The organism is Vibrio paucivorans (assembly GCF_054053395.1).
Window position 1 is genome coordinate 1,417,449 of the sequence record NZ_CM133231.1, and the last position, 12,152, is coordinate 1,429,600.

The window sequence follows — 12,152 nt, forward strand, 5'->3', positions numbered from 1 at the left end:
ATGAGCTTAGAATTACTCTTTCAGAGCATTTTGTTGAGCACTTAAAATTGGCTTGAGCAGATAATTCATTACGGTTCGTTTACCCGTAATGATGTCGACTGAAGCCGTCATACCAGGAATAATAGGTAAAGTTTCTCCTTGGCCTAAACTGGTTTGTTCGGTACGAACTCTCACTAAGTAGTAGCTATTGCCTTCTTCATCTTTAGTTGTATCGGCGCTGATATGTTCCAACTCGCCTTCTAGTCCACCGTATTTTGTGAAGTCATAGGCGCTGAACTTAACGATTGCAGGGAGGTCAGGGCGCAAGAAGGCGATGTCCTGAGGCGCAATCTGCGCTTCCACCAATAATGTATCTTCTGTCGGCACGATTTCCACGATATCCATACCAGGTTGAATAACACCGCCCACGGTATTTACATACAGTGTTTTGACGGTTCCTGTTACTGGAGATACGACTACAGTCCGATTTACTCTATCTTCTAAGCCGACTGCGGATTCTGTAATCGCAGACAGTTTATCTTGAGCTTGGTTGAGCTTTTCTTGCTGCTCAGAGCGAAACTTCTGAGCGGCATCTATTCGGCTTAACATCGCTTCTTTAATAGCAGAACGGAGAACTGGGATTTTTAGTTCACTTGACGTCATTTCGCGTCGAGTATCGTTAACCTGACGTTGGAGCTTTAGCAATTCAATTCTTGGTACAACCCCTTCATCGGCAAGTGGTTTAGTGATTTCTAGCTCTTTCTTGGCGAAATTGTAGCTTTGACGTAAGTTTTTCACCCTAGCTTGGATTTCAACCAAATCTTGTTGCTTTTGGTTCACCTGCTGATCGATAACGGAAATCTGGTTACGTAAATTATTTAAATCTTGGCGATATTCAGCTTTTTGTCTTGCAGCGAGCTTCGGCTGTTTTTCTTCAAAAGCGGGTGGGAAGGCAAGCTTGCCATAGTCGAGCATGACGCTTTTCTTCCAATCTTTCTCAGTGAAGTCTTCGTTAACAACCACACTGGTCATAGACGCCGACAACTGAAGCACACTCGCAGTCAAGTTTGCCACTTGTTGTTCTCGTTCACGAAAGTCGGAACGAAAGCGCGTATCATCGATTAGAAGCAGTTGTTGGCCTTTCTGGACGGTTTCGCCTTCACGAACCAAGATCTGTTTGACTAACCCACCTTCAAGGTTCTGAACGACTTGGATTTGCGAGGAAGGGACAACCTTACCTTGGCCGACGGTGACTTTGTCTATTTCAGCCCAAGACGCCCAAGCGATGGCAATAGCAAAAAACAGCACCATGACCCACAGCATGATGCGAGCGCTACTTGGTGTATTGAGCAGTAAGGCAGCGGTTTTGTCGTCGACATAGTCAAGCTCATTTGGCGAGAGTTTATCGTATCCACTTTTGCTCATAGATGATCCTTTCCGTCTGGGTATTCTCTTGATTTTATAACTACTTACAGCAAATGTTAAGGAGTTGATAACCGTGGGGTATGTTGTATATCTACTATAGATGATAGCTGAGTTACTAATACCTCCCCAGCATTAAGTTTAGACTTGTTACACAGAACCATTTTTTGCTTTGTGACTTGAGTTTGAAAGGGGAAGGGCGCACAATCGTGAAAAAATCCACGAGGAGTAGAAATGGAGCTTTCAGAAATTCGCCGAGAGTATGAGCGCGATGGGTTAAGACGAAAAGATCTTAAAGCGAATCCAGTCGATCAATTCAATTTGTGGCTGCAACAAGCCATTGATGCTGGGCTTACTGATCCAACCGCGATGACGGTGGCAACGGTAGACGAAACAGGCCAACCTTTTCAGCGAATTGTGTTGCTAAAAAATGTTGATGACAAAGGGTTTGTGTTTTACACCAACCTTGGTAGCCGCAAAGCACGGCAAATCGCGGTGAATAGCAAGGTGAGCTTACACTTTCCATGGCATCCATTAGAGCGTCAGGTACATATCACGGGAGTGGCGGAGAAGTTGTCGACTGTCGAGAACGTTAAGTACTTTGCATCTAGGCCAAAAGAGAGCCAAATTGCTGCTATAGCGAGCCGTCAGAGTAGTCGCATTTCTGCTCGTGGTATCCTCGAAGGCAAGTTTCTTGAGTTGAAGAAGCAGTTTGAACAGGGGGAGGTACCTGTCCCGACGTTCTGGGGGGGCTTTAGAATTCGACCTGAAAGTATAGAATTCTGGCAAGGTGGTGAACACCGACTGCATGATAGGTTCTTGTTTTCAAATCATGATGGTCAGTGGGACATCGATAGGCTTGCCCCGTAAAAAGAATCAAACTATTACGCCGCTAATCAGCGGCGTATTCATTGGTTAGCACAACTGAAAGCTGTGTTTTAAGCATGGTTTTAGGGATCGCTGAGCCGTAGCCCAAATCCAATGCTCGATCGATAAGCTGCTCTTTACTGTGAGCAGAAAACTTTCCTCGCAGCCTGACAACATAGCTCTCAAAGGTTTTTATCGAGATGTTCATGACTCGAGCAATGTGCTTCGGTTTTTTTCCATATAGTAATAGGAACAACACTTCGGCTTCTCGAGCCGTTAGTGGCTCTATTAAGGACTCTTTTGGACTATTGTGGGTCATTGGCTCACTGTGATCCCCTTCTAACCCTGTCGCGCGGCAAATCCAATGGCCTATTTCTAATACGGCGGTATTGGTGAGCTCTTGGCCGTAAAAGATGGTGCCTTTTATCTCTCCGTGTTCGTCTAGCCAAGGCGACTTAGTAAAAATGTGGGCATGCCAGCTACCGTCAGGGTATGGGTGAATATCTAATACTTTGATTGATTGCCTTGTTTCCATCACATACTTGTCTTGAGCTTGGAAATCGGCCGCACAGTGCCGAGTTGCGCTTGGCATTTCAAAGTCCGTTCTTCCAATACAATCAGATGGTTTCTCTACACCAATGAGGTCGGCGTAAGCTTGGTTGGCGTAAACAAAAACGGAGTTAAGATCCTTACAACCCCAATAACCTGGTAATTGTTGGAAAAGTGACAGTTGGTCGGGGGTGACAGTTGTAGACACGAAATGTTGCTCCTGAATAGAACACACAAATTATACTGCTAAATGTGGCCATATAGCATTGATTATGAATAAGTTTATGTGTCTTCCCGATGCTATTGTCGGGTATTTCCTTATAGCTAAAAAAATGCCAGCCGGAATAAGGCTGGCGAAACAAGACTATTCTTGTTGACGTGTAGAAGAGGTTCTACGTATTTAGCAGTCAGTTGCTAAATCAGAGAGGCACCATGGTGCCAACCCGTAGTTAGTGACTAGGGTTCATAGACTAATTTAATGAGATTATTAAAGATAAGAAAGGGGGGATTTCCCCCCTTTTTCAAGATGTTAGTCTAGGTCTCTTACGACACGGAAACCGACATAGTTGGAAGCTGCAGAAGGAGCCATGAATAAGCGCTGATGCGCGGCTGCCATTGCTGGAGAGAAGCTCCATGCACCACCTTTAGTCACACCTCGTGAGTCATTCGTCCATTCCCAAACGTTACCGACCATATCGTAGATGCCCATGCGGTTAGGAGCAAAGGCTGTTACCGGAGATGTGCTGTTGTTAGACCATGGTGTACCACCCCAACCCGTATTGGCTTCACCTGGGATAAATTTATCACCCCACCAGTACTTGTCTTGGCTTCCTGAGCGAGCTGCGATTTCCCACTCATCTTCTGTCGGAAGTCGGTAGCTAAATCCAGTTTGCTTACTCAACCAACGCGTGTAGGCGTTAGCATCGCTTCTGCTGATGCAAACAGCCGGTGAATTAGCGGATTGTTTAAAGCCAGGATCTCTCCAGTAACTGTCTGGAACAGGCGTTACTTCTGAATTGTTTACCGCTGTACAGATATGTTTAAGTTCGGCATCGGTCTGGTAATTGGTCACATTCACAAAATGCTCAAATTGCTGAACTGTTACTGGAGTGACACCGATTGCGAAAGCATGATCAAGGTCGACTTGGTGCGAGGCGTTCTCCCCAATCAAATACTCTCCAGCGATTAAGGTCACTAACCCTGGCGCTTTGCCACCGCTAGGCATGGTATCTGCGAACTTGTAACCAGCAACGAGTTTATTTTCATTTTCTCGTAATACTGCACGTAAGGTATGGTCAGAACTGATCTTAAGTTCTTGGTGGAAAGAGCTGTAGCCTTCTTTCTTAACGGTAATCATGTGTGGGCCAACTGGTAGCATTATCTCAACTGGTGAGCTGCCGTAGTTGACGCCATCTACCAAGACTTTGTCGTTATACTGGTTAGAACGAACGGTTAAGTTAACCCATGCGGTCTCTTTTTGCGGAGTTTGGTCTGCATTATATTCGCCTGGCGCAAAACAGTATTTGGAGTTGAGGTCAAGCAAGGTACAAGCTGTAACTTCTGCTGGGCGTGCATCCAGTTCAACATCCATGACTGATTTAAAGCGCTTACCGTCGTAGAAACCAGATTCAATGTTTTTATGGCGCAGTACATGAATGTTGAGAGAAACTTTGTTTAGATTCTGTTTAACCAGTTTTGATTCACTAGTGTCATCGATAAGCAGAGCTTGGAATTGATTAACGGCTTTTTGCAACGCCAGATCTTCAGTCTGTTTAGCACACTGAGCAAGTGTCATGCTGCTACTACATACGTTAGTGAAACTGACTTTTTGAGTGCCACTCTCACGTAGTTCGCCCTTTAAGCGCTCTGCACGTGCACGCAGTTTATCAGTATCGAGCTTCGCGATATGTTCTTCGATGGCATCAACGGCCAATTGTTTTTGGTCTAGCTCTGCGTTTAATTCTTGTAGCGTTTGTTCAGCTTCAAGTCGAGCAACTTGGTTTTGCTTTACGTCTGCCCAAGCTTGTTGATAGGTGTTTTGGGTTGAAGTGAGATCGAGCTCAGGGTCGTCGATCATACGCTGATAATCGCGCTCAAGGTTTGCTTTGGCTTTGTTTAATTGGGCAGTCAGCTTTTCGGCTTGCTTATCGAGCTGAGTAAGCTGGCTTTGCTGACCTTCAACAAGCTGCTTTTGACTGTCTCTATCTTTTTGAGCTTGGGAAAGCTCCGAGTGCTTAGTGAACAAAGCGTCGTCGATGGCCATCACTGAAGAAGGCGTTCCTTCAGCCATTGCGGACGTTGCTACCAAGCAAGGTGATAGAGCAAGTAAGAGAGCGGGTAAACCTTGTCGCATTGTCTTTCTACTTCAATAAATAAATTTAGTTAATTAGGCCATTCTAAACGAAAACGCCATTTTGTCAGAAACTATCTTGCGATAACTTGATGACAAAATGGCGTTTTTACTGAATCTTTGTGAAACCTGACAAAATTTTCGTCGATTTCTGTACAGATTCTAATCTGAACTAGCTGTCTTTGTTTGGTCTTAGTTTGACCCAAACAGTGTCGTTACCATTTACAGTAATAACTCGATTATATGTTTCGAAGCCCGATTTCGATACCGTAACTTGATGGCGGCCATTTGGCAGAACCACTTCTACAGGAGTTGCACCGTAAGTAATGCCATTGATGGTAACAGAATCGTTGTATTGATCTGAACGTACCGTCACGTTAGCCCACTTCTTATCATTCTTTTTCGATGAAGAAGCTGATTCTGCTTTAAGACAGTAGCGAGAAGACACGTTTAACAGCTTACATGCCGCAATGGCTTCTGGTTTAGCCTGAAGCTGAGCTTGCATTTGAGTGAAGTACTCACTGTTGCCCTCGAAGCCGCTGCGAATCATTTGGCTATCTTGGATATGAATATTCAGCTCAACACCTTTTAAGTTACGCTTAGCGACTACTGATTCAGTTAAGCTATCTAGTAAGTTAGAGCGGAACGTTTTCACAGCTTTCTGCTTGGTAAGGTGAGCACCTTGGCTTGCACATTCACCTAGGGTCATAGTAGTCGAACACGTTGTTTTGTAGCTTGTTTCTAGAACATTGCTTTCGCGCAGTTCTGATTCCAAGCGTTTTACTCGTGCTTCAACGCGGCGCTCTTCTAGGTTTGAGTATTCTGTATTCAGACGCGCTTGTTTTTGCTTGATTTGAGATAAGCGCATTTCATTTTCAGTAATGGCTTGCTCGTTTTCTAGCTTTTGAGCTTGATTGTCTTTAACAGCTGCCCATGACTCTTGGTATTTCTTTTGAAATGAAACCAAATCGGTATCTGGGTCGTCTAGCAGGCGTGCATACTGTTTATCTAAAGCGGATTTAGCACGGTTGCGTTTAGCATTGAGGTCTTGCCCATCTCTTGTAATACGAGCGTTCTCATTCTTGAGTTGTTGAAGCTTACTGCTTTCGGCATCAAAATCTGAAGAAATAGAGTCCAGTTCGGCCTGTTTTGTACTTAGCTTTTCATCGATGGCGGTAACCGGGTCTACCTGGTTAGCTTCTTCCGCATATACCGATGCAGATACCCAAAAAGGGCTTAGCGCGAGCAATAGCGCTGGGATGCGACGTGTTATCATAGGTCCCTGCAACAAATTAACGTAGTGTTCCACATTTCAAGATGTGGAAAAGACAAACTTTTGACGGCTTTATTAATAAGCTGTCTCATAATGCAATTTCTATTCCTGTTGGCACAAAAAACATTTCAATAACAATCCGATAGACGGCGGAGTTATCCTATTTACTTTATGTGCACGTTCCATTTTGGTCGTAATAATAAAATATGCAAGCCTAGAATTTGATTGAGCCAGCATCTCTCTAGATTGAACAGACATTAACCGTAATTAATGTGCACTTGATCATTGTTCCAGAGTGTGACCTGTACAAAATTTCATCTCGAAATTCGAGCGACTATGAGCGTAGTTTTGTATCAATAGAGCGCTATTAAAGGCAGTGTCGTTGCTGATAATTTTGTTATACCATTAGATGGAATCACTCCACTGAATTGACTCAATGAAACCAAAAGCGCCGTTATCCATTGCTGAAAATTGCGAAAAAGCCAAAGTTTTGTCGCCTGCCCCGGCCGAAATTGTCACTTTGCCTTCGCATATGGATTGCCATGATCACCAATACACGCAAGTAGTGATTGGGCTAAAAGGCCAGGCGGAGTTTGAAGTCGGTGGTATGGGCAATTTGGTCGGCCCAGGCCAAGGTTGCGTGGTGACTTCTGGTTCAGACCATGCGTTTGGTAGTTTAATGAGCCAATCGGATATCTTGGTTCTGAATATGCCTTTGCCAAGCGGTGACGACCCACTAATGTTGCAACGCATCAACGATTTATCTCGTTCTGATACTTATTTTCAGCTGGATAACCAAATTCAAAAACTCATCCAGATGTTGGTCAGTGAAATGCAAGCAAATCCGAACGACTTGTTACTTAGCCGTGCTTGTAATGATACAGTGGTTGCCTTATTACAACGTCATATTTCGGCTTTTGAAACCGCTAAAAAGGACTCACGATTTGATCTGGAAGCGATCGACCGATATATCGAGCAGCACCTAGGACGCAAGATTACGGTTGCTCAGTTAGCGGGGAGTGTTTTCCTCGGTGAAAGCCAGTTCCATATGCTGTTCAAAGAGCAGATGAAGATAACACCTCATCAGTACGTGCTCGGTAAGCGTATTGATATGGCCAAAGTTTTAATTGAGCAAGGCCACTTATCTTTAGGCCAAGTGGCTGAACTTGCAGGTTTTTCTGGTCAAAGTACGTTTACCCATTCCTTTACACGTCTACAGGGCGTTTCTCCTTCCCAATACAAAAAACTGCACTGTCAAACACCGACAAAGCGCTAGCTGACTGGCTATTACCTATATTCCCTATCTTTTTTACTATGACCTTGTCTTATACCCAAGTGACTTCAAGATGAAGGATTCAGAGCGTTATCACTGGTTCAAGTTCAAGGCAAATGGCGCAGCGGAATAACGGGTTCTTCCCAAGGCATTTAACGTAGAAATTGAGCCAGTGATACGCTCCCAAAGGGCGAGTTTGCCTAGCTCGCACACGTTGTTTACGATTCTCAATTTAAAACCACTAGATTGTCGAATCGTTGCCGCGTTTGCAAACTAGGCAATTCTCGCTGAACCACGCATCTTGAGGTTACTTGGGTATATAGGCTTCACTCATATTCACCATTTGAGAGTGAGGAAGCTACTGTGTATATAAATGATGAATATTAGATGTTAATGAAGCTAACATTTACAACATAATATATTGCCCATATTGGTGTGATTCTGTATTTATTTTGTTAATAGCCAGAGTTTTTAGCAAAAAACTCGGAGTTTTTGACAAGTATTCAACTCAAGCTCAAAATACACTGCAGCCATTGTAGGAAACTCGAACTTTATTCGAGTGTGAGATTGAGGAAAAACCATGTTTACAGCCACTGATGTGTTGAAAGCAGAATTTGTAGGGCAGCCGCTCGACAAATTGTGGTCGCTGATCTCGCCACTTTATATGGTGGACGAATCCCAATGGCTAAATCAGCTTTTACCGTTAGCAACGCCTTCTGAGTCAGAGAAGCAAACGATAGAAACCAAAACGACTCAGCTTATTGAGGCTATTAGAGCTGATAAAAAGTCGATTCAAATGATCGATGCTCTGCTGCTTGAGTACAGCCTAGATACTCAAGAAGGTATCTTGTTGATGTGTCTAGCTGAAGCGCTTATGCGGATCCCTGATGCCGCAACCGCTGATGCACTGATAAAAGACAAACTCAGTGTTGCAGATTGGAAATCTCACTTAAAGAACTCAGACTCTGTATTTGTTAACGCTTCAACTTGGGGCTTAATGCTCACAGGTAAAGTAGTTGGCTTATCTGAAAAAGAATCTAAGAGCCCAACTCAAGCGATGAATCGCTTAGTTAACAAGCTTTCTGAACCCGTTATCCGTCAAGCGATGCACCAAGCCATGAAGGTAATGGGTCACCAATTTGTGTTGGGTCGCAGCATCGCTGAAGCTCAGAAAAATGGTCGCCCACTACGCGAGCGTGGCTTCACTTACTCATACGATATGTTAGGTGAAGCGGCACTGACCACGGCGGATGCTAACAAGTACTTCAAAGACTACTTAATGGCAATTGAAGCGGTAGGTAGAGAAAATACTGCGCAAGCCAATGCCAATAGCCCTGCACCTTCAGTATCGATCAAGCTCTCAGCTCTTCACCCGCGCTATGAAGTCGCCAATGAAGCGCGCGTTATGAGCGAATTATACGACACGCTGCAGCAACTGTTGCGCCGTGCAGTCGAACTAGATGTCGCTATCACAATTGATGCAGAAGAAGCCGACAGACTAGAGCTTTCTCTAAAACTGTTTGAAAAAGTTTATCGCAGCGAATTAGTTAAAGGCTGGGGTAAGTTTGGTCTAGTAATTCAAGCATACTCTAAGCGTGCTCTACCTGTTCTGCTATGGATTAACGGCTTAGCAAAAGAGCAGGGTGATTTAATCCCGCTGCGTCTTGTTAAAGGCGCATATTGGGACAGTGAAATCAAATGGTCTCAAACGTCGGGCTACGCTAATTACCCTGTCTACACGCGTAAGGAAGCAACTGATGTGGCATACCTCGCGTGTGCTCGATTCCTTTTGAGTGACAATGTGCGTGGCAACATTTTCCCACAATTTGCTAGCCACAATGCCCATACAGTCACCGCAATTGCGGTTATGGCTGAGCATAAAGATTTTGAATTCCAACGTTTACACGGCATGGGTGACTCACTATACAACCATGCGATGGAAGCGTATCAACAGTCTGTGCGTATTTACGCGCCAGTAGGTAGCCACAAAGACTTGCTGCCATACCTTGTTCGCCGTCTATTAGAGAACGGTGCTAACAGCTCGTTTGTTCATCGATTGGTGGATGCTCGTTGCCCTGTAGCAACGTTGACTCAACACCCTGTTGATATGCTGCTTAAGTTCGATACGTTGAACAACGCTAAAATTCCTTTGCCACCTCAAGTATTTCCAGAACGCCGTAACTCAGCGGGTGTTAACGTTGATATTGAAAGCGAAGCGAAGCCGTTTGAAGCTCAAGTTGATGCGCACCTAAACACGGTTTGGAATGCGGGTCCAATGATCAATGGCGAATCTCATTTCGAAAGCATGATCAAGGCTGGGTGTGAGACAGAGCCTGTTCAAGCGCCTTACGATCGACGAATCGAAGTGGGTCGAGTGGCTTTTGCTAACCTTGATCATGTTTCCGCTGCAATTGAAGGTGCCGAGCAAGCATTTCAGTCTTGGTCTAAAACCGACAAAACAACCCGTAGCGCTGCGTTAGATAAGTTAGCCGACTTACTAGAAGCGAATTTGCCAGAGCTAGTCGCGCTGTGTCATCAGGAAGCGGGCAAAACGATTCACGACAGTATTGATGAAGTACGTGAAGCGGTTGATTTCTGTCGCTACTATGCAAAGCAAGTTGATGCTTTAGGTGAACTCGAACTGCAAGGGTTTGATGGTGTTACTCGCCGAACTTCACGTCAAGGCCGTGGTGTATTTGTATGTATCAGCCCATGGAATTTCCCATTAGCGATTTTCCTCGGCCAGGTAACGGCTGCGTTGGTTGCAGGTAATACTGTTGTTGCGAAACCAGCAGAGCAAACCAGCTTGATTGCCGCACGTGCTGTGAATTTGATGGCAGAAGCGGGCTTCCCAGCTGGAACCATCCAATTGCTTCCAGGTCGTGGTGCTGACATTGGCAGCGCACTAACGTCTCACCCAGCGATTGCAGGTGTTGCTTTTACTGGATCGACAGCGACGGCTCAGCGCATTAACCAGACGTTAGCGTCTCGCGATGCAGCGCCAGTTCCGTTTATAGCGGAAACAGGTGGCCAAAACGCTATGATTGTTGATAGTACGGCACTGCCAGAACAAGTGGTGCGTGATGTGATTCGTTCTGCTTTTGCGTCTGCAGGTCAACGCTGTTCAGCACTTCGTGTTTTGTTTGTTCAAGAGGACATCGCAGATCGCATTGTTGCGCTTATTCAAGGTGCGATGAACGAGCTGAATGTTGGCACTCCGTATCTACATAAAACGGATGTTGGGCCGGTGATTGACACCAACGCTAAACAAAAGCTTTTGGCTCACATCGAATCTATGACTCAGTCTCAAAAGAAAGTGGCTCAACTAGAGCTTAACGATGAGTGTACTCATGGCGACTTCGTAGCGCCTGCGGCATTTGAGATTGACGACATTTCATGTCTGAAAGAAGAACAGTTTGGACCAATTCTGCATATCGTCCGTTTTAAAGCGAGCGAGTTAACCAATGTTGTTGAGCAAATTAACCAAACCGGTTTTGGCTTGACCATGGGCATTCACAGTCGTAATGAAACGACTTACCGCTGGATTGAAAAACACGCTCGAGTAGGTAACTGCTACATCAACCGTGATCAAGTTGGTGCCGTCGTAGGTGTTCAGCCATTTGGTGGTCAAGGCCTATCTGGTACAGGCCCGAAAGCGGGTGGTCCACATTACTTGTTCCGCTTTACTCAAGTTCAAATTTCGCAGTAGCCGCAATAGGAGAATAACCATGGTTCATCAAGTAACTCGTTTTTCTGATGCCTTTGCGGCGTGGGAAAACTGGAATCTCACAGACTTTGATGTCAAATGTGAGTGCCTACTTTCACTTAAATCTCAGCTAGAGTCTGAATCGCCAAAGTTGGCGCAAGTTATCTCATACCATGTTCAGCAGGCATCAACCTTGCTAGCTGAGCCGCATCAATTAGTTGGCCCTACCGGAGAAACCAACGAGTTGTATACCGCGGGGCGTGGGGTGGCATTGCTGATTCAAGACGATACGAGTGAGCAGGCAAAATTATCGTTAGTGGCTCAATTAACTGCAGCACTCATCGCTGGTAACAGCGTCATTGTTTGTAGTGATGATACTGAGCTGACTAACGCTTTGGAGACTGCGTATACGCAATCTTCAATTTCGACCAACCTAGTCCAATTCGCTTCATTTGATGCATACCATCAGCTGCTGGAGTCGGATGTAAGAAGTGTTGGCTATGTTGGGAATCCATCGGTTGAACAAAGCATCAACCGTGCACTAGCAAAGCGTGAAGGCGCAATTGTAAGTCTAGTATCTGAAACGGATCTTGAGTGTTTAGTTGTCGCACACGATCCACATTTGTCTCTTCGTTTTATCACGGAAAGAACAAGAACAATAAATATAACAGCGGTGGGTGGTAATGCGACCTTGCTAGAGCTTGGAAGCGAAGCCCACTAACGCTTTATTCTG

8 protein-coding genes are annotated in these 12,152 nt (G+C 45.0%); 4 read left to right on the top strand and 4 right to left on the bottom strand.

Going from position 1 to position 12,152, the window contains the following annotated elements:
• Positions 1–12: 12 nt before the first annotated feature.
• The gene (locus tag ACXABW_RS21825) at positions 13–1,404 is read right to left on the bottom strand and encodes an HlyD family type I secretion periplasmic adaptor subunit (RefSeq protein WP_252033000.1); all 1,392 of its coding nucleotides are present in this window, start codon (positions 1,402–1,404) and stop codon (positions 13–15) included.
• Between the two features lie 231 nt (positions 1,405–1,635).
• Between ACXABW_RS21825 and pdxH the strand changes: the two genes are divergently transcribed.
• Positions 1,636–2,271: a pyridoxamine 5'-phosphate oxidase gene (gene pdxH, locus ACXABW_RS21830; RefSeq protein ID WP_457525528.1), complete on the top strand. Its 636-nt coding sequence runs from the start codon at positions 1,636–1,638 to the stop codon at positions 2,269–2,271.
• Positions 2,272–2,293: 22 nt separating this feature from the next.
• On the opposite strand, the gene ACXABW_RS21835 is transcribed toward pdxH, so the two are convergent.
• From ACXABW_RS21835 to ACXABW_RS21845, 3 genes are all read right to left on the bottom strand, one after another.
• Entirely contained in the window at positions 2,294–3,025 is a 732-nt protein-coding gene (locus ACXABW_RS21835; protein ID WP_252033004.1) for a helix-turn-helix transcriptional regulator, read from the bottom strand.
• Between the two features lie 321 nt (positions 3,026–3,346).
• The gene (locus tag ACXABW_RS21840; protein WP_457525529.1) at positions 3,347–5,170 is read right to left on the bottom strand and encodes an SUMF1/EgtB/PvdO family nonheme iron enzyme; all 1,824 of its coding nucleotides are present in this window, start codon (positions 5,168–5,170) and stop codon (positions 3,347–3,349) included.
• Between the two features lie 169 nt (positions 5,171–5,339).
• Entirely contained in the window at positions 5,340–6,443 is a 1,104-nt protein-coding gene (locus tag ACXABW_RS21845; protein WP_457525530.1) for a PEGA domain-containing protein, read from the bottom strand.
• A gap of 433 nt (positions 6,444–6,876) precedes the next feature.
• Between ACXABW_RS21845 and ACXABW_RS21850 the strand changes: the two genes are divergently transcribed.
• The 3 genes from ACXABW_RS21850 (at position 6,877) to ACXABW_RS21860 (ending at position 12,140) form a co-directional block, all read left to right on the top strand.
• Entirely contained in the window at positions 6,877–7,716 is an 840-nt protein-coding gene (locus ACXABW_RS21850) for a helix-turn-helix domain-containing protein (protein WP_457525531.1), read from the top strand.
• Positions 7,717–8,293: 577 nt separating this feature from the next.
• Complete coding sequence (gene putA / locus ACXABW_RS21855) at positions 8,294–11,422, top strand: bifunctional proline dehydrogenase/L-glutamate gamma-semialdehyde dehydrogenase PutA (RefSeq protein WP_457525532.1); 3,129 nt, start codon at positions 8,294–8,296, stop codon at positions 11,420–11,422.
• A gap of 19 nt (positions 11,423–11,441) precedes the next feature.
• Positions 11,442–12,140 (top strand): 1-pyrroline-5-carboxylate dehydrogenase, encoded by a 699-nt coding sequence (locus tag ACXABW_RS21860; protein WP_265689160.1) that lies wholly within the window; start codon positions 11,442–11,444, stop codon positions 12,138–12,140.
• Positions 12,141–12,152: the final 12 nt, after the last annotated feature.

Bases quoted from the DNA above. Each gene is read 5' to 3' on its own strand.
- ACXABW_RS21825 (WP_252033000.1), bottom strand. From the start codon at position 1,404: ATGAGCAAAAGTGGATACGATAAACTCTCGCCAAATGAGCTTGACTAT.
- pdxH (WP_457525528.1), top strand. From the start codon at position 1,636: ATGGAGCTTTCAGAAATTCGCCGAGAGTATGAGCGCGATGGGTTAAGA.
- ACXABW_RS21840 (WP_457525529.1), bottom strand. From the start codon at position 5,170: ATGCGACAAGGTTTACCCGCTCTCTTACTTGCTCTATCACCTTGCTTG.
- ACXABW_RS21845 (WP_457525530.1), bottom strand. From the start codon at position 6,443: ATGATAACACGTCGCATCCCAGCGCTATTGCTCGCGCTAAGCCCTTTT.
- ACXABW_RS21850 (WP_457525531.1), top strand. From the start codon at position 6,877: ATGAAACCAAAAGCGCCGTTATCCATTGCTGAAAATTGCGAAAAAGCC.
- putA (WP_457525532.1), top strand. From the start codon at position 8,294: ATGTTTACAGCCACTGATGTGTTGAAAGCAGAATTTGTAGGGCAGCCG.
- ACXABW_RS21860 (WP_265689160.1), top strand. From the start codon at position 11,442: ATGGTTCATCAAGTAACTCGTTTTTCTGATGCCTTTGCGGCGTGGGAA.